We start from the raw sequence: 17,772 nt of genomic DNA on the forward strand, positions 1-17,772 counted from the left end.
ATGCGCGAATGCCTGCGGCAACCCGGCTACAGCCACCCGGCACGCCTGCGGAGCTAGGTTTGGTCTAACTACCGTTCTTTGGTCAGAGGCGCAAGCTGTTGCAAGCAGGTGTCTTGCTTTATTGAAAGGTTTTCGGCCGGTATTTTCTGAATGCATCGCAATGAAGACTTGACTCGCTGCAGACGCGACTCGCTGAGATCGATCTCGCATTGCTGCGCATTCATCTGCGGCCACGCGTTAGCTCCGCCCATCATCGCGCCGACCAAATTGCACTCCGCTGACCTGTATTTGAGCCAGGCCACTTGTTGCTCTCGCAGTGCATCGACCAGATTCCCATCCGCAAGGACTTCACCATCGGATGAAGTCGCCGAAGCCAGAACCTTCACCAGTTCCGCATGTTGACTGGCCAATTGTCGATTGAGTTCTGCCAGCTTATCGAATAAAAACAACTGCAGTGCCCTTCCTTCAGGCCAGAACTGCTTCTTCTCCTTGGAATCGACTTGCGCCGATGCCGTCATTGGCAAAAACATGATGGCAAAGGCAAGAATCACCCCGCCGAAGCGAACACTTGGCATTTACATCCCCCTAGACGCTTGACTGCTTGTGGAAACGTGACCGGCAGAGCCTGCTATTCCCGCTCCTCATGATAGCCAAGCCTCGCAGGCGTGGCGGGTGGCTGTAGCCGGGTTGCCGCAGGCATTCGCGCATGCTACAGAGTCACGCGGCCAAACCATGGTGGTCGCGCCCGCCAGCATGGCGCGCCACACACATCATCTGCGCGAGGTCCGGAGGCAGTCCGGCTACGGACGCCCGGTGCGCTCGCCCAGGATCAACGATTGGCGACAGCGGTATTCAGCGCCAAAGCGCGTCAAAGCCCCAGCTTGCGCTTGAGCTCACGCGACAGCTTCATCGCGCCCACCGACGTCAGATCGTTGGGGTTGTCGGCGCAGTAGCGGTCCATCCAGGCGGCATGCTGATCGGCTTCCGAGCCCTTCAGGAAGTCTGATTTTTGGCCGGTCACGAGACCCGACAGGTAGCCGATCAACCAGGCCTTGTAAAGCTCGCGGTTCGCCTTGTCCGTGTTCCAGGTGCTGCACTTGGGCGGGCCATCGTCCGGTCCCAGCAGGGCGTCGGCGGCCATGGTCGAGCCGAAACAGGTGGACAGGGCCAGTGCGGCGGCAAGGGTTGCTTTTTTCATGGGGTGCTCCTCATGTGTTTTCAAAGAAAGCCGAATATACCTCTGCCGGCCGGCACTGCACCAGAGAGCCGGCCTGGAAGCATTGCCTGCTCCAAACGCCGTAGACTCCGTTATGTTTCCAATGATTCACAGGGAGTCCAATGGTCAGGCGAGGTTTCTGGATAGCACTGGTGTGCGTCGCGTTGGTGGCATTGCCAATCGGCATGGTGCTCAAGGCCCACATGTTCGCGCGCATGGCCACTGCCGATGGCAACTACAAGGCGGCTCGATGGTGGTACAAGGTCGGTGCCTATGGCGGCAACGCCAGCGCGCAAGCCAACTTGGGCGGCTTGTATGCAGAGGGCTTGGGTGGTCCCAAGGACGATGTTCTAGCGGCCAAGTGGTTCAAAAAGGCAGCAGAGAGAGGCGTATCGCAGGCCAAATTCAACCTCTCCAATTTCTACGAAGAAGGAAAAGGAGGACTGCCCCGGGACACGCGCAAAGCCGCGGCGCTGTTGGAGAGCGCGTGGGCCGACGGCGACATCGAAGCGGCCTTCAACTTGGGTAATCTCTACACGACCGGCAGGGATGACTTCCCGAGGGACGTGGACCAAGGCATCGCCTGGTACCGCAAGGCTGCACAACAAGGCTATGCGTCGGCCCAGTACAACCTGGGGGCCATCCATGCCCAAGGAACGGGTGGCATTCCCAAAGATCTGGTCGAAGCGGGCAAATGGTTTGCCTTGGCAGCGCAGCAGGGCCACGCCAAAGCGCAGATGGATTTGGGCACCATGTATGCGTTTGGTGTGGCTTTTGAGCAGGACCCCGCGTTGGGGCTGCAGTACCTGCGAAAGGCAGCCGCCAAGCCTGACACGGCTGTAGAAGCCCAGCAGAGGATAGCGCTTATCTGCGCAAAGACCGCTGCCTCAATCAACACGACACTGTGCCCCGCCCGGTAACGCCAGTACACGGCTCGCCATGCAGCCGGGCCAGGTCGCTCAGGCCCCCAGTTGCAACCAGGCCTTGTCCAGCCGCTTCACGCTGACCGGCTGCGGCGTGCGCAACTCCTGCGCGAAAAAGCTGACGCGCAATTCCTCCAGCAGCCAGCGGAATTCCAGCAGACGCTCGTCCTGCACACCCTTGCGCTCGGCCACCAGGCGCCAGTAGCGCTGCTCCTGCGGGCGCAGCTCGGCCAGCTTGGCGGCGTCGCGGGCCGGGTCGGCGCGATATTTCTCCAGCCGCAGCGTGATGGCCTTCAGGTAGCGGGCGAAGTGCGGTAACTGGCTCCACGGCGTGGTGGCCAGGAAACGCTTGGGCATCAGGCGTTGCAGTTGCTGGGTGGCGTCTGCCGTGGCTTCGGGGGCGTTCTTGGTGTCCTTGATCTTGCGGGCCGCCACGGCGTATTCGGCCAGGACGGTGGCGGCCAGGCGGGCCACCTCGTTGGCGATCAGCGTCAGGCGGCCTCGGCCCTCCTCCACGCGGCGCTTGAAGTCGGCCTCGTTGGTGGGCAGCGGGTCCAGCAGGAAGGCGCGGTCCAGCGCCACATCGATGACCTGCGCGCGCAACTCTTCCTGCGTGCCGCCCAGCGTCATGAAGGCCACGGCCATCTTCTGCAGGTCGGGGATGTTCTTTTCCAGGTACTTCAGCGCGTCCTTGATCTGCAAGGCAAACAGGCGACGCAGGCCGGCGCGGTGCTTGGCAGCGGCCGCCTCGGGCTCATCAAACACCTCGATGGTGACGGCGTCGCCGGCATCGATCAGCGCCGGAAAACCGATCAGCGTCTGGCCGCTTTTGCGGATTTCCATCAGCTCGGGCAGCTCGCCAAAGGTCCAGGCGGTGTAGCGCTGGTCGGTGCTGGCGGCGGGGATGGCTTTGGAGTTGACCACCTGGGCTGTCACACCGCCCCTGCCTTTGCCGCTGGCGGCAGCCGGGGCAGCGGCAGGTGCATCAACCGTTTCGGCTGCCGCAGCCACCTGCTGGCCCAGCTTCAAATTCGCCAGCGCCTGGAAGGCACCGCGCGCCTTGGCGCCCCACTCCGCCTTCAGCGCGCCCAGGTTGCGTCCCGTGCCCAGCTGGCGGCCGTGCTCGTCCACCACGCGGAAGTTCATGAAGAAATGCGGGCTCAGCATGTCCAGCTTGAAGTCGGCGCGCTTCACGTCCAGCGAGGTGGCATCGCGCACCCACTTCAGCACGGCATCGGTCAATGAACCGCTGCCGAACACCTCCGGCTGGTTGAACTGCTCGGCAATGCGCGTGGCCGTCTCCGGCAGCGGCACCAGGCGCGAACGCGGGCGCTGGTGCAGCGTCTTCAACAGCGCCYGCGCCTTGTCCTTCAGCATGCCGGGCACCAGCCATTCACAGCGCTCTTCGCTGACCTGGTTCAGCACAAAGAGAGGCACCGTCACCGTGAGGCCGTCGCGGGCATCGCCGGGCTCGTGCAAGTAGGTGGCGGCACAGTCCACGCCGCCCAGGCGCAGCGTCTTCGGAAAGGCGTTGGTGGTGATGCCGGCGGCCTCGTGGCGCATCAGCTCGTCGCGCGTCAGCAGCAGCAGTTTGGGGTTGCGTTGCTGCTCGGCACGGAACCACTGCTCAAAGCTGTGGCCGCTGCACACGTCGGCGGGCAATTGCTGGTCGTAGAAGGCGTAGATCAACTCCTCATCCACCAGCACGTCCTGCCGGCGCGCCTTGTGTTCCAGGTCTTGTACCTGCTTGACCATCTTCTGGTTGGCGGCCAGGAAGGGAAGCTTCGTTTCCCATTCGCCGGCCACCAGTGCCTCGCGCATGAAGATTTCGCGCGCTGTCACCGGGTCCACGCGGCCGAAATTGATGCGCCGGCCACTGTAGACCACGATGCCATACAGCGTGGCACGCTCCAGCGCCACCACCTCGGCAGCCTTCTTCTCCCAATGCGGGTCCAGCAGCTGCCTCTTCAACAAATGGCCGGCCACCTGCTCTATCCATTGCGGCTCGATGTTGGCCAGGCCCCGGCCAAAAAGGCGCGTGGTCTCCACCAGCTCGGCGGCGACGATCCAGCGCCCCGGTTTCTTGCTCAGGTGGGCACCGGGGTGGCGGTAGAACTTGATGCCACGCGCGCCCAGGTACACCTCTTCCTCGTCCTGCTTGCAGCCGATGTTGCCCAGCAGGCCCGACAGCATGGACAGGTGGATCTGCTCATAGGTGGCTGGCGCGGCGTTGAGCCGCCACTTGTGCTCGGCCACCACGGTGTGCAGTTGGGAATGGATGTCACGCCACTCGCGCACGCGGCGGATGTTGACGAAGTTTTGCCGCAGCAACTGCTCGTATTGGCGGTTGGACAGCTTGTGCTCGGCACCGTGCCCACCCCGGCTGGCGTCCAGCCATTTCCACAGCTTCAGGTAGCCGCTGAACTCGCTCTTCTCGTCGTCAAACTTCACATGCGCCTGGTCGGCGGCGGCCTGGGCTTCCATCGGCCGGTCGCGCACGTCCTGCACGCTCAGGGCGCTGGCAATCACCAGTACCTCGTCCAGCGCTTGGCGGTCGCGCGCCTCCAGGATCATGCGGCCCACGCGCGGGTCCAGCGGCAGCCGGGCCAGCTCGGCGCCCATGGGGGTCAGCTCGTTGGCGTCGTCTACCGCGCCCAGCTCGTTCAGCAACTGGTAGCCGTCGGCAATGGCGCGGCGCTGCGGCGGTTCGATGAAAGGGAAGTCTTCCACGATGCCCAGGTGCAGCGCCTTCATGCGCAGAATCACCCCGGCCAGCGACGAGCGCAGGATTTCCGGGTCGGTGAAGCGCGGGCGCTCGTTGAAGTCCTTCTCGTCGTACAGGCGTATGCAAATGCCGTTGGCCACGCGGCCGCAGCGGCCAGCGCGCTGGTTGGCGGCGGCCTGGCTGATGGGCTCCACCAGCAACTGCTCCACCTTGCTCCGGAAACTGTAGCGCTTCACGCGCGCCGTGCCGGCGTCAATCACATAGCGCGTTCCCGGCACGGTGAGCGAGGTTTCGGCCACGTTGGTGGCCAGCACGATGCGCCGGCCGGTGTGGCCGTCAAAAATGCGGTCCTGCTCGGCCGGGCTCAGGCGGGCGAACAGCGGCAGCACGTCGGCGTTGCGCAACAGCGGCTGGTGCGCCAGGTGCTTGCGCAGGTGGTCCGCCGCCTCGCGGATCTCGCGCTCACCGGGCAAAAAGATCAGGATGTCGCCACCCTGGCGCGGGTCGTGCCACAGCTCGTCCACGGCGTCGGCCATGGCGTCGTTCAGGTCGTAGTCGCGCGATTCCTCGAACGGCCGGTAGCGCTGCTCCACCGGGAACATGCGCCCGGACACCATGATCACCGGCGCCGGCCCCTTGGCAGAGGCAAAGTGGTCGGCAAAGCGCTGCGCATCGATGGTGGCCGAGGTGACGACGATCTTCAAGTCAGGCCGGCGCGGCAGGATCTGCCGCAGGTAGCCCAGCAAGAAGTCGATGTTCAGGCTGCGCTCGTGCGCCTCGTCAATGATGATGGTGTCGTAGGCCTTCAGCAGCGGGTCGGTCTGCGTCTCGGCCAGCAAGATGCCGTCCGTCATCAGCTTGACAGAGGCATCGCGGCTCAGCCGGTCCTGAAAGCGCACCTTGAAGCCCACCACATCGCCCAGCGGTGTCTTCAACTCCTCGGCAATGCGCTTGGCCACGCTGCTGGCAGCAATGCGGCGCGGCTGGGTATGGCCAATCAGCCGGCCCTTGCCGGGCGGCGCATTGCACTTGCCCCGGCCCATGGCCAGCGCGATCTTGGGCAGCTGGGTGGTCTTGCCGGAGCCGGTCTCGCCGCAGACGATGATGACCTGGTGCGTCTCCATGGCGGCCATGATCTCGTCGCGCCGGCCGGAAACCGGCAACGACTCGGGAAATTCGATGACCAGGGGCGGTCGTGGGGCGGCGGGCGCTGCTGGGGGGGCGTCAGCAGGTGCGGTTGGGGCGCGCTTGGCGGCTGGCTGGGACAAGGTGGGGACTTCGCGGTCAAACTTCGTGGACAATCCGCAATTATCCCAGCCCGAAGCCCCCCGCGCCCAGCCACCCGCCCATGACCTCCGCCGTCTTCAATTTCACCTTTGTGCCCTGGTTCCGCTCGGTGGCGCCGTATATCCACAAGTTTCGCAACCAGACTTTCGTGGTGGGCGTCGCCGGTGAGGCGATTGCCGCCGGCAAGCTGCCCAACCTGGCGCAGGACCTGGCCATGATCCAGAGCATGGGGGTGAAGATCGTGCTGGTGCACGGCTTTCGCCCGCAGGTGAACGAGCAGCTGAAGGCCAAGGGCCATGCCGCCAAATACTCGCACGGCATGCGCATCACCGACGAGGTGGCGCTGGACTGCGCGCAAGAGGCCGCCGGCCAGCTGCGCTACGAGATCGAAGCCGCCTTCAGCCAGGGCCTGCCCAACACGCCCATGGCCGGCTCCACCGTGCGGGTGATTTCGGGCAACTTCCTCACCGCACGGCCGGTGGGCATTGTGGACGGCGTGGACTTCCAACACTCGGGCCTGGTGCGCAAGGTGGACATCGGCGGCATCAGCCGCACGCTGGACATGGGCGCGCTGGTGCTGATCTCGCCGTTTGGTTTCTCCCCCACCGGCGACGCCTTCAACCTCAGCATGGAAGAGGTGGCCACCTCGGTGGCCAGCGAGCTGCAGGCCGACAAGCTGATCTTCCTGACCGAGGTGCCCGGCATCCGTGTGCACCCCACGGAACCGGAGAGCGACGACAACCCCATAGACACCGAGCTGCCGCTGGCCGCCGCCGAAAAGCTGCTGGCCGAGCTGCCGCGCGCCAACCAGCCCACTGATGTGGGCTTCTACCTGCAGCACTGCGTGAAGGCCTGCAAGGCCGGCGTGGAGCGCAGCCACATCATCCCCTTTGCCATGGACGGCTCGCTGCTGCTGGAAATCTACGTGCACGACGGCATAGGCACCATGGTGATCGACGAAAAGCTGGAAAGCCTGCGCGAAGCCGACATGGACGATGTCGGCGGCATTCTGCGGCTGATCGAGCCGTTTGAGAACGACGGCACGCTGGTCAAGCGCAGCCGCACCGAGATCGAGCGCGACGCCGACCACTACACCATCATCGAGCACGACGGCGTCATCTTCGCCTGCGCCGCGCTCTACCCCTACCCCGAGGCCAAGACCGGTGAAATGGCCGCGCTGACGGTGTCGCCCGATGTGCAGGGCCAGGGCGACGGCGAGCGCGTGCTCAAGCGCATTGAGCAGCGCGCCAAGGCTGCCGGGCTGGACAGCATCTTTGTGCTGACCACCCGCACAACGCACTGGTTTTTGAAGCGCGGCTTCGCGCTGGTGGACCCGGACTGGCTGCCCGAAGCACGGCGGCGCATGTACAACTGGGACCGCAAGAGCCAGGTGTTGGTGAAGAAGCTGGGCTGACCAGGTCTGCGGTAGTCGACGCCACTGCTGCGCGTGGCTGTGCGAATTCTTGATCAGGCAGCGAGGTTGACCCGCTCTGCCAAAAAGTCCAACAAGGCACGCACGCGCAGCGGCATGTGGCCACCCTGCCCCACGAACACCGCGTGCACTTCCTCGGCATCGCCCGGGTTGAAGTCTTCCAGCACCGGCAGCAAGCGGCCTGCGGCCATGTCCTCCCGCACCTGGAAGGCCGCCAGCCGGGCCAGGCCCAAGCCAGCCAGTGCCAAATGCCTCAGTGCCTCGCCGTCGCTGGCTTGTGCGTTGCCGGTCACGGCCATGCGCACCTCACCTGCGTCGGTCCGCAGCGGCCAACCCGCATGGGCGCGCACGTAGTTGGCGCCAAGGCGGTTGTGCTGCAGCAGGTCTTCCGGCACATTGGGTGTTTCGTGGCGCGCCAAGTATGCGGGCGCACCCACGATGACCATCCGCGTCTGGCCGAGCTTGCGCGCCATCAGCGTCGAGCTTTTGAGCGGGCCGGCACGCACCGCCACATCGGTACGTTGCTCCAGGATGTCGATCACTTCATCGGTCAGCACAATGTCCAGTGCCACATCGGGGTAGCGCTGCAGGAATTCAGGCGCCAGCGGCAGCAGGAAGTGGTGGCCAAAGGGCACATTGGCGTTGACCCGTAACCGGCCGCGCGGCGTGCTGTGCAAACCAGCGCAGCGTTCGGCCTCGTCCAGGTCGGTCAGCACCCTCGCCCCTCGCTCATACAGGGCACAGCCCTCTGGCGTGAGTTGAAGCTGGCGGGTGGAGCGGTTGACCAGCCGCGCGCCCAGGCGTTGCTCCAGGCGGGTCACCAGCTTGCTGACCGCGGAAGGCGTCATGCCGAAAGCCCGCGCAGCGGCTGAAAAGCCACCCAGTTCGATGGCGCGGACAAACACCTCCAATTCCCCGGATCGGTTGATTTCAAGCCTGCCCATTGTGAGATCAGTTCATAAGTGTTTTGCCATTGCGCAGTCTAGTGCAACTATGTCTTTGAACTCATCATTCCCTTACAAAGCAACGATGAACTCACCAAACCATGACCACTCTGAACCACTTGAATCACAAACCTGCGCCACAAGCCCGCTCAGCGAGTCGCTTCGTCATGGCACTGGCGGCCTTGGCGCTGACGGTGGGTTTAGCCGGGGCGCTGGCGCGGGCAGCTGAGCCTTTGCCTGCCCCCGCCTGGCTGGCCAGCTGGACGGCAAGCCCGCAGCCGGTGTGGGGCCCAGACTTCTTGTTTCCGACCCATGTGCCACCGCTGCTGCAAGACCAGACGGTGCGGCAGGTTGCGCGCATCAGCCTGGGTGGTCAACGCGTGCGCATCGTGCTGTCGAATGCCTACGGCCGCCAACCGATGGAAGTTGGCGCGGTGACGGTTGCGCTGGCTGGCGCGGGGTCTGCCATCCGCACCGAAAGCCTGCGCGCTGTCACCTTCGGGGGCCACGCTTCGGCCACGATTCCACCGGGTGCGCCGCTGGTCAGTGACCCGGTGGCGCTACCCGTGGCATTGCTGGCCCAGCTGACGGTGAGCGTCCATCTGCCCCAGCCCATCGCGACCAGCACCTTTCATTGGGATGGGCGCCAGACGTCATGGATCGTGCAAGGTGACCGCACTGCGGCCCCCGTACTGAACGTCAAGCCAGGCGCGGAGCAAACCACCACGGCGCGCCTGTTGCTTAGCGGCATTCTGGTCGAGACCCCTGGCCCCGCGCAGACGGTGGCCGTCTTGGGTGATTCGATCACGGATGGCGCCACCGCGAGCCTGGATGCCGACAGCCGCTGGCCGGACGCGTTGGCTGAGCGGCTGGCACCCCGTGGCGTCGCCGTGATCAATGCCGGCATCTCCGGCGCGCGGCTGCTGTCCGATGGCATGGGTGTGAACGCATTGGCCCGTTTTGAGCGTGACGTGCTGGCGCAGCCCGGCGTGCGCACCGTCATCGTGCTGCTGGGCATCAACGACATCAGTTGGCCCGGCACGGCCTTCAACCCGCGGGGCGTGCGCCCTTCGGTACAGGCCATGGCCACAGGCTATCGACAGTTGGTAGAACGTGCGCACAGCCGGGGTGTGCGGGTGATCGGTGCCACGCTGACGCCCTTCGAAGGCGCCCTACCCGGCACGCCGCTGGCCGACTACCACAACCCCGACAAGGAAAAGCTGCGCCAACAGGTCAACGCCTGGATCAGGACCAGCAGCAATTTTGACGCGGTGGTGGACCTGGATGCCGTGGCGCGCGACCCGGCGCATCCGCTGCGCCTCTACCCGGCCTTTGACTCGGGTGACCACCTGCATCTGGGAGACGCGGGTAACCGGGCACTGGCCGAAGGCATTGACCTGAAGCTTCTGCTGCCAGCGGCACAGCCCACCCGCTGATCAGGCAGATATCAACGTACAGCGCTTTTGCGCCGCCAGATCATCACCAGTGCCACCACCAAGATGCACGCGAAACACACGAACGACCAGTTGGCGATGGACAGCGTCAGGAAGGTCCAGTCCACTTTGGAGCAATCCCCACTGCCCTTGAGCACCATCGGGATCACGCGCGACAGCGGGAAGGCTTCGATCATGCCGTAGAGGTCGCGGCCGCAGGAAAAGTTGTCTGGCGGATTCCACTGCAGCAAGCTCTGTTTCGCGGCCACGAAGGCGCCCAGGGCGGCCAGCAGCGCCAGCAGCCCGCTGCCGGCCATGTGGGCACCTCTGCCCTTGAGCAGCCCGCAGATGACAGCCACCACGGCCACGGCGATAAACACCTCGCGCTGCACGATGCACATGGGGCAAGGCTCCAGGCCGCCCACGTGCTGCAGGTACAAGGCAAAGCCCAGCAGGCCCAGGCACACCAGGCTCAGCAGCCAGAAGACACGGCGGGGGGTTTGGTCAAACAGGTTCAGCAGCAGGGACATGGGCGGCGCGAGAAAAGAGTTGTTTTGAAATCCGGAAACACCCTATGACCAGATTTGACCACAGGGGTGCCAACGAGGCACCGCCCGGATGGAGGGCGCGGCAGCCTGAAAAGTTCCCGCACGCACTACCCTGAACTTTGACATGGATCAGGCCTTCAGTTCGCGCGCCGTGATGGTGTAGCGGAAGCTGTCTGGCGCCAGCTCGTCAAAGCGGCCGCTCTCGTTCTGCCCCTGTGGGTACATCAGGAAGGGCAGGCTGGTCTTGGCGCCGCTGCCAGGCAGGTTGATGTCGTGCGCGGTGTTCCAGCCCAACCAGTTGCCTTCCCAGCTGCCAAACAGCGCCTGGTTGACGGGGGCGATCAGCGGATGCTGCACGTCCTTGATCCATTCCGGCTTTTCCTGCCGCATCACCTTCAGCACGTCGGCCGGGTCCATGGCCACCCAGCCGTATTGCTGCAGCCAGACTTCGGCGCGGCAGTGTTGCGCGCCTTTCAGGTTGGTGGGGTTGCCGCCCAGTTCGCGATAGCCAAATTCAGACGGCACCAGGCGCAGGCCATAGACGTCGCGGGCGGGCACGCCCACAGCGCGGCACAGGCCGACAAACAGCGCATTCAAGTCGGCACACTTGCCGCCCAGGTTGCCGGTCTCCAGCATGGCCTTGATGTCACCCGTGCCGCAGCCGCGCACCTTGGGCTCGCGGTAAGAGTTGGCCACCACCCAGTTGTAGATGGCGCGCACCTTGGCCACATCGCCATGGCTGCCCTGGGTGACCTTGGTGGCGGTCTGGCGCACGATGCCGTCCAGCGGCTGCCATTCGGTGGGCGCCAGGTTGAAGCGCAGCACGGCGGGGTCTTCATGCGCCTTGGCGGGGTGGGACCAATCCACTGCGCGGTTGCGGGTGCGCACGCGGCTGGTCAGGCTCAGCGTGGGCGCTGTTTCGCTGGCCGGGAACTCGGCGCGCAACATGCGCACGCCTTCCTTGGGGTCGGCCACCAGGCGCACAGCGGTGGCGTTGCCGCTCCAGGCGTTGTCCAGCGCATGCTGGTAATCGGTTTCCAGGTCGGGCACGGGCAACCACAGCTGCGTGGCACCCTTCACATCTGCCACGTTGACGGTGGTGGTGACCTCAAAACTGCGCCAGGCACCCACCTGGGGCTGGAAGCGCGGCGCTACAGCAGCGGCCTGTGCGCGAGCAGCCAGCGGCAAGCTTGGGACGGCGACGGCAGTGGCGGCGGCCAGGCCGGTCTTCAGCAGCGTGCGGCGGTTGGGGTGACTCATGGATTTTTTCCTGTGGCTATGCGGGCGGGGTGAAATGCAGCCCAATGATCTCGATGCTTTCTCGATGCCTTACAGCACCTCGGCCAGCCATTGTCTCGCGGTGGCGCTGGCCCAGTCGCATTCGCCCACCACGGTGAACAGCGCCTGGCCCGCGCGGTTGATGGCCACGGTGGTGGGAAAGCTGCGTACGCCCCATGCCTTGGCCGCGCCGCCATCGCGGTCGCGCAGCACGGGCAAGCTGAAAGCGGTGGCGTCCACAAAGCGGCGCACGGCGGCATCGGTTTCGCGGAAGTTGACGGGCACCACCTGCAGGCCCTGGGCTTCGTGGCGCGTGGCCAGCAGCTCCAGCGCCGGCATCTCGCTGCGGCAGGGCTCGCACCAGCTGGCCCAAAAATTCAGCAGCACGGGGCGTCCCAGGGTTGAGGCCAAGCGCCATTCGGCGCCGTCCATGCCGTGCAGCCGCAAGTCGGGCGTGGCGCGCTGGCGCGGCCAGGCCTGGCGCAGCCCGTCCGTGGCGGCGGCTGCGGGCCAGGCGGCGACGGCACAGGCGCTGGCGACCAGCCAGTGGCGGCGCTTGGTCATGCCGCCGCCAACTTTCGCGCTCGTGCCTCACGCCAGAAAAACCAGGCAATGGCCAAGACACCCAGCACCGAAGGCGCCAGTTGCGCCACCGGCACACCGCCCAGCAGGTTGCCTACGGCGGCGGACAACATGCCAAACAGGGCCGAAAAGATCTTGTAGATGTGTTCGTAGCGCCAGGTGTGCGCATGCCAGCGGCGGGGAAAGAGCCAACGCGCGGCGTCATACACCAGCACCACGGCCAGCGCACCCAGCGTGGCCTTGACCACCACCGCGCTGTTGCTGCCTCCGCCCGGCGGCGCAGCCAGCAGCACCGGCACCAGCAGCACGGCGGCTGCGACGGCCACCAGCAACAGCAGGGCGTCCCAGGTGTCGGGGCCAAGGGTCTTGGTGTAGATGACATGCCAGCCGCTCAGCAACACATAGGGCACCAGCAGCGTCAGCACCGCAAACAGCGGAATGAAGCGGAAGAACACACTGCCCACCAGCGCCGACAGGCCCACCGCGCCGGCCAGTGCGACGAACACGCGGCCCAGCCGCACATGCTGGCGCGTGCCCTTGGCCCGAGCCAGCAACACCCCACCCAGCAGGATGCCCACCGCACCGGCGCCAATGTGCACGGCCAGGTTCAACAGATGGGCGGGTGTCATGGCTGGCCATTCTAGGTGCCAGGGGTGGCCAGCCTCGGCCAGCGGGTTGACGCAACGGCGGTTCAGACAGCAGCGTCCACAAACACACGGGCGCGCTGCGGCGTCAGCACCAGCGTCTCGCCTTCGCGGTAGCCGTTGGCGTTGAACTGCTCGGAGGAGAGTTGCACCTCGATGATGCGCTCGCCCTCGTCCACCCCACCCTGTTTGCCGCCCGGCTTGGCACCTGGCCCATCCACTGGCGTGAACTCCAGCCGCGCGATGGGGCCGATGACGATGGCACGCGTCAGCTGCGCCACCAGGCCCTGGGCGCCGGGGGCGTAGCGCTCTACATCGATGTCGTGCGGGCGCACATAGGCAAAGGCCTTGGCGTCTTGCGCGTCGCGGTGCTCGGGAGAATCCAGCCGCAGCCCCTCCAGCTGCACCTCACCATGGTGGGCGCGGCCGTGGAACAGGTTGACGTCGCCCAGGAAGCCATAGACAAAGGGGCTGGCCGGGTGGTCCCACACCTGCTGCGGCGAGCCGATCTGCTCCACCTTGCCCGCGTTCATCAGCACCACGCGGTCGGCCACTTCCAGCGCTTCCTCCTGGTCGTGGGTGACGAAAATGCTGGTGACGTGCAGGTCGTCGTGCAGGCGGCGCAGCCAGCGGCGCAGCTCTTTGCGCACCTTGGCGTCCAGCGCGCCAAAGGGCTCGTCCAACAGCAGCACCTTGGGCTCCACCGCCAGCGCGCGCGCCAGGGCGATGCGCTGGCGCTGGCCGCCGGAGAGCTGCGACGGGTAACGGTCGGCCAGCCAGTCCAGTTGCACCAGGTTCAGCAGCGCGTGCACTTTTTCCTTGATGGCGGCCTCGCTGGGGCGTTGGCCGCGCGGCTTCACGCGCAGGCCGAAAGCCACGTTGTCGAACACCGTCATGTGGCGGAACAGCGCATAGTGCTGGAAGACGAAGCCCACTTGACGTTCGCGCACGTGCACCGCCGTGGTGTCCTCGCCGCTGAACAGGATGCTGCCGGCGTCTGCCGTCTCCAGCCCGGCGATGATGCGCAGCAGCGTGGTCTTGCCGCAGCCCGAGGGGCCCAGCAGCGCCACCAGCTCGCCTGAGGCGATGTCCAGGCTGACGTCGCCCAGCGCGGTGAAGTCACCAAACTGCTTGCTGATGTTGCGTATTTCTATGCTCATGATGGGCTCACTTGTGTAGGCGTGTGCGGGCGTTCGGGCGGCAGTTGGGCCGCGGCCTTCACGTCCTGCTCGTGGCGCCACTGCGCCACCTGCTTGATCACCAGCGTGACCAGCGCCAGGATGGCCAGCAGCGAGGCCACTGCAAACGCCGCCACCGACTGGTACTCGTTGTAGAGGATCTCCACGTGCAGCGGCAGCGTGTTGGTCTGCCCGCGTATGTGGCCAGAGACGACCGACACGGCACCGAATTCGCCCATGGCGCGCGCATTGCACAGGATCACGCCATAAACCAGGCCCCACTTGATGTTGGGCAGCGTCACATGCCAGAAGATCTGCCAGCCTGTGGCGCCCAGCACCACGGCGGCCTGCTCTTCGTCCGTACCCTGCGCCTGCATCAACGGGATCAGCTCGCGGGCGATGAAGGGGAAGGTGACGAAGATGGTGGCCAGCACGATGCCCGGCACGGCGAAGATCACCTTCACGTCATGCGCCTGCAGCCAGGGGCCGAACCAGCCCTGGGCACCGAACATCAGCACATAGATCAGGCCCGCCACCACCGGCGAGACCGAAAACGGCAGGTCAATCAACGTGGTGAGAAAGGCCTTGCCGGGGAACTGGAACTTGGCCACCGCCCAGGCCGCCGAGACGCCAAACACCAGGTTCAACGGCACGGAGATGGCGGCGGCAATCAGCGTCAGCTTGATGGCGGACCAGGCATCGGGCTCTTGCAGGGCGGCCAGGTAGGCACCAAACCCTTTGCGCAGCGCCTCGGTGAACACTGCCGCCAGCGGCAGCACCAGGAACAGCAGCAAGAAGCTCAGCGCCACGCCAATCAGCAGCCAGCGTACCCAGGTGGGTTCGGTGGTGCTGAGGGTGGCACGCGTGTTGCCGCGCCGCGCCACTGGTGCGGCTGGGGCCGGTTGCACCTGGTTCAAAGGCAGCACAGCGCTCATGGTGAGACCTCCGCGCTGCGCGCTGCGATATTCGCCTTGGGAACGGCCCAGCGGCTCATAACTGCGCCCCCGACACCCGGCGCTGCCAGGCCTGCAGCGCGTTGATGACCAGCAGCAGCACGAAGGAGATGGCCAGCATCACCACCGCCACGGCGGTGGCGCCAGCGTAGTCGTACTGCTCCAGCTTGCCGATGATGATCAGCGGCGTGATCTCGGAGATCATCGGCATGTTGCCAGCGATGAAGATCACCGAGCCGTATTCACCAATGGCGCGCGCGAAGGCCATGGCAAAACCGGTCAACAGCGCCGGGCCGATGTGCGGCAGGATCACACGGGTGAAGATCTGCCAGCGGTTGGCGCCCAGCGATGCGGCGGCCTCTTCCAGCTCCTTCTCTGTGTCTTCCAGCACCGGCTGCACGGTGCGCACCACGAAGGGCAGGCCAATGAAAATCAGCGCGATCACAACGCCGGCCGGCGTGAACGCCAGCTTGATGCCCATCGGCTCCAGGTACTGCCCTATCCAGCCATTGCCGGCCAGCAAGGCGGTGAGCGAGATGCCGGCCACCGCGGTGGGCAGCGCAAAGGGCAGGTCCACCAGCGCATCCACGATGCGCTTGCCAGGGAATTCATAGCGCACCAGCACCCAGGCCACCAGCAGGCCGAACACCAGATTGACCAGCGCCGCCAGCAGCGAAGCGCCAAACGTCAGCCGGTAGGAAGCCATCACGCGCGGGCCGGTGACGGCGGCCACAAACTGGTCCCAGCTCAGCGAAAAGGTCTTGAACAACAGCGCCGACAGCGGGATCAGCACGATGATGCTGAGGTAGAACAGCGTGTAGCCCAGCGTCAGCCCAAAGCCGGGCAGCACGCGGCGGCCGGCGCGCTGCGCGCCACCACCACCTAAGCCGGGGGGCGACGCCAAAACATGCGCAGCAGTCATTTACTTCCCGGCGGTGTAGAGCTTGTCGAACTGGCCGCCATCGTTGAAATGCACCTTCTGCGCATTGCCCAGGCTGCCAAACAGCTCGTTGACGGTGAACAGCTGCACCGGCTTGAAGGTGCTGGCGTACTTCTTCAACACAGCGGCCGAGCGCGGGCGCAGCGCGTGCTTGGCGGCGATCTCCTGCGCCTCGTCGGAATACAGGTAGGTCAGGTAGGCCTTGGCCAGTTCGCCCGTGCCCTTCTTGCCCACAGTGCGCTCCACCACCGCCACCGGGTTTTCGGCCAACACGCTGACCGAGGGGTAGACGGCGTCGACCTTGCCTTCGCCAAACTCGCGGTTGATGGACAGCACCTCGGACTCGAAGGTGATCAGCACGTCACCGATGTTGCGTTGCAAGAAGGTGGTGGTGGCGGCGCGGCCGCCCTTGTCCAGCACAGGCACGTTTTTAAGCAGCTTGCCGACGAACTCGGCCGCCTGGGCGTCGGTGCCGCCCTTTTTCTTGACGTAGCCCCAGGCGCCCAGGTAGGCATAGCGGCCGTTGCCGCCGGTCTTGGGGTTGACCATGATGACGGACACGCCCGGCTTGACCAGGTCGTCCCAATCCTTGATGCCCTTGGGGTTGCCGTTGCGCGTCAGGAACAGCATGGTGGAGACGGTGGGCGCGGCGTTGTCGGGGAAGCGCTTGGCCCAGTCCTTGGCCACCACGCCGGTGTCGGCCAGGAAGTCGATGTCGGTGGAGGCGTTCATGGTCACCACGTCGGCGTCCAGGCCGTCGGCCACGGCACGCGCCTGGGTGCTGGAGCCGCCATGGGCCTGGTCGATCTTGATGTCCTTGCCGGTGGTCTTCTTGTACTGGGCCACGAAGGCGGCGTTGTAATCCTTGTAAAACTCGCGCGCCACGTCGTAGGAGGCGTTCAGCAGCGTCTGTGCCGAGGCCACGCTGCTGGCGGTCAGCAGCGCGGCGGCAAGCAGGCCGTGCAGGGTCTTGTAGGTCTTGCGGGTCTTGAAGATCTTGTTATCGGGGGTCATGCAGGTTCCAATGCGGGGAGAAAAGAAGGCGGAGCGCCGGCCGACACCTCGGCCACCAGCGACTGCAACAGCGCCAGGCCCAGCGGCCATTCGCCGTGGCCGGACTCGACGTTGATGTGACCGGCGTCGTGCAGGCGCATGAATTCGCTGCCCCAGGCACGGGCGAAGGCACCGGCCAGGCGCACCGGGCAAAAGGGGTCGTTACCGCTGGCCACCAGCACGCTGCGGTAAGGCAGCCGGGTCGACGGCACCGGGGCGAAATCGGCCAACTGCGCCTTGCGCTCAGGGTCAGCCGGCGCCACCAGCAAGGCAGCATGCACCTTGGCTGCAGCTTCTGGCGGCAAGTTGGCAGCGGCGATGCAGCCCAGGCTGTGCGCCACCAGCACCACCGGCCCTGGCTGCTGCTGCACGGTGCTGGCGATGGCGTCCACCCAGGGCTGGCGCTTGGGGTTGTGCCAGTCGTCCTCGGCCTGCTGCACGCGCACCGCACCCGCCAGACGCTGGGCCCACAGGCTTTGCCAGTGGCCGGGACCGGAGTCCCGCCAACCGGGCACGATGACGATGGCAGGCTGTTTGCTCATGTGCCTGCCATTGTCCGGAAAGGTGCTTCATACACAAACGAACATTTAATTGTTTGTTTATGTGTGCATTTGAATATCAAGTGCGCCCTAGGGC

The 17,772-nt window shown here is 65.4% G+C and carries 16 protein-coding genes; 3 read left to right on the forward strand and 13 right to left on the reverse strand.

Translation table 11 applies throughout. The features are described 5' to 3' along the window. Positions 1-68: 68 nt before the first annotated feature. Together AC1DX2_RS02445 and AC1DX2_RS02450 are read right to left on the reverse strand one after the other, a co-directional pair. Positions 69-575 (reverse strand): lysozyme inhibitor LprI family protein, encoded by a 507-nt coding sequence (locus tag AC1DX2_RS02445; protein ID WP_477194692.1) that lies wholly within the window; start codon positions 573-575, stop codon positions 69-71. A gap of 293 nt (positions 576-868) precedes the next feature. Then, a complete protein-coding gene (locus AC1DX2_RS02450) occupies positions 869-1,198 on the reverse strand; it encodes a hypothetical protein (protein WP_477194693.1) in 330 nt (109 codons plus the stop codon). A gap of 170 nt (positions 1,199-1,368) precedes the next feature. Here AC1DX2_RS02450 and AC1DX2_RS02455 point away from each other — a divergent pair, with 170 nt between their 5' ends. Continuing rightward, positions 1,369-2,136, forward strand: coding sequence for a tetratricopeptide repeat protein (locus AC1DX2_RS02455; protein ID WP_477194694.1), 768 nt, complete (start codon positions 1,369-1,371; stop codon positions 2,134-2,136). 39 nt (positions 2,137-2,175) lie between these two features. Here AC1DX2_RS02455 and hrpA read toward each other — a convergent pair whose 3' ends face one another. Beyond that, a complete protein-coding gene (gene hrpA / locus AC1DX2_RS02460; protein WP_477195747.1) occupies positions 2,176-5,997 on the reverse strand; it encodes an ATP-dependent RNA helicase HrpA in 3,822 nt (1,273 codons plus the stop codon). 215 nt (positions 5,998-6,212) lie between these two features. Between hrpA and argA the strand changes: the two genes are divergently transcribed. Then, on the forward strand, positions 6,213-7,565 hold the full coding sequence (argA, locus tag AC1DX2_RS02465) for an amino-acid N-acetyltransferase (protein ID WP_477194695.1): 1,353 nt from the start codon (positions 6,213-6,215) through the stop codon (positions 7,563-7,565). Positions 7,566-7,618: 53 nt separating this feature from the next. Here argA and AC1DX2_RS02470 read toward each other — a convergent pair whose 3' ends face one another. After that, positions 7,619-8,527, reverse strand: a complete 909-nt coding sequence (locus AC1DX2_RS02470) for a LysR family transcriptional regulator (RefSeq protein WP_477194696.1) — start codon at positions 8,525-8,527, stop codon at positions 7,619-7,621. A 167-nt stretch (positions 8,528-8,694) separates the two neighbouring features. Here AC1DX2_RS02470 and AC1DX2_RS02475 point away from each other — a divergent pair, with 167 nt between their 5' ends. Continuing rightward, on the forward strand, positions 8,695-9,963 hold the full coding sequence (locus tag AC1DX2_RS02475) for an SGNH/GDSL hydrolase family protein (protein WP_477194697.1): 1,269 nt from the start codon (positions 8,695-8,697) through the stop codon (positions 9,961-9,963). Positions 9,964-9,974: 11 nt separating this feature from the next. On the opposite strand, the gene AC1DX2_RS02480 is transcribed toward AC1DX2_RS02475, so the two are convergent. The 9 genes from AC1DX2_RS02480 to AC1DX2_RS02520 all read right to left on the reverse strand — a co-directional run bounded on the left by AC1DX2_RS02480 (position 9,975) and on the right by AC1DX2_RS02520 (position 17,678). Beyond that, on the reverse strand, positions 9,975-10,484 hold the full coding sequence (locus AC1DX2_RS02480; protein WP_477195748.1) for a disulfide bond formation protein B: 510 nt from the start codon (positions 10,482-10,484) through the stop codon (positions 9,975-9,977). A 153-nt stretch (positions 10,485-10,637) separates the two neighbouring features. After that, a complete protein-coding gene (locus tag AC1DX2_RS02485) occupies positions 10,638-11,768 on the reverse strand; it encodes a transglutaminase-like domain-containing protein (protein WP_477194698.1) in 1,131 nt (376 codons plus the stop codon). A 69-nt stretch (positions 11,769-11,837) separates the two neighbouring features. Next, positions 11,838-12,350, reverse strand: coding sequence for a TlpA family protein disulfide reductase (locus AC1DX2_RS02490; protein WP_477194699.1), 513 nt, complete (start codon positions 12,348-12,350; stop codon positions 11,838-11,840). Further along, a complete protein-coding gene (locus AC1DX2_RS02495; RefSeq protein WP_477194700.1) occupies positions 12,347-12,997 on the reverse strand; it encodes a DUF2306 domain-containing protein in 651 nt (216 codons plus the stop codon). The genes AC1DX2_RS02490 and AC1DX2_RS02495 overlap by 4 nt, the downstream gene beginning before the upstream one ends. A 62-nt stretch (positions 12,998-13,059) precedes the next feature. Continuing rightward, on the reverse strand, positions 13,060-14,172 hold the full coding sequence (locus AC1DX2_RS02500) for a sulfate/molybdate ABC transporter ATP-binding protein (RefSeq protein WP_477194701.1): 1,113 nt from the start codon (positions 14,170-14,172) through the stop codon (positions 13,060-13,062). Beyond that, entirely contained in the window at positions 14,169-15,125 is a 957-nt protein-coding gene (gene cysW / locus AC1DX2_RS02505; RefSeq protein ID WP_477194702.1) for a sulfate ABC transporter permease subunit CysW, read from the reverse strand. The genes AC1DX2_RS02500 and cysW overlap by 4 nt, the downstream gene beginning before the upstream one ends. A 55-nt stretch (positions 15,126-15,180) precedes the next feature. Continuing rightward, entirely contained in the window at positions 15,181-16,065 is an 885-nt protein-coding gene (cysT, locus tag AC1DX2_RS02510) for a sulfate ABC transporter permease subunit CysT (RefSeq protein WP_477194703.1), read from the reverse strand. Next, complete coding sequence (locus tag AC1DX2_RS02515) at positions 16,066-17,097, reverse strand: sulfate ABC transporter substrate-binding protein (protein WP_477194704.1); 1,032 nt, start codon at positions 17,095-17,097, stop codon at positions 16,066-16,068. Then, positions 17,094-17,678, reverse strand: coding sequence for an RBBP9/YdeN family alpha/beta hydrolase (locus AC1DX2_RS02520; protein WP_477194705.1), 585 nt, complete (start codon positions 17,676-17,678; stop codon positions 17,094-17,096). The genes AC1DX2_RS02515 and AC1DX2_RS02520 overlap by 4 nt, the downstream gene beginning before the upstream one ends. Between the last annotated feature and the right edge of the window lie 94 nt (positions 17,679-17,772).

It is taken from the genome of Hylemonella sp. P2_B10 (assembly GCF_056404875.1).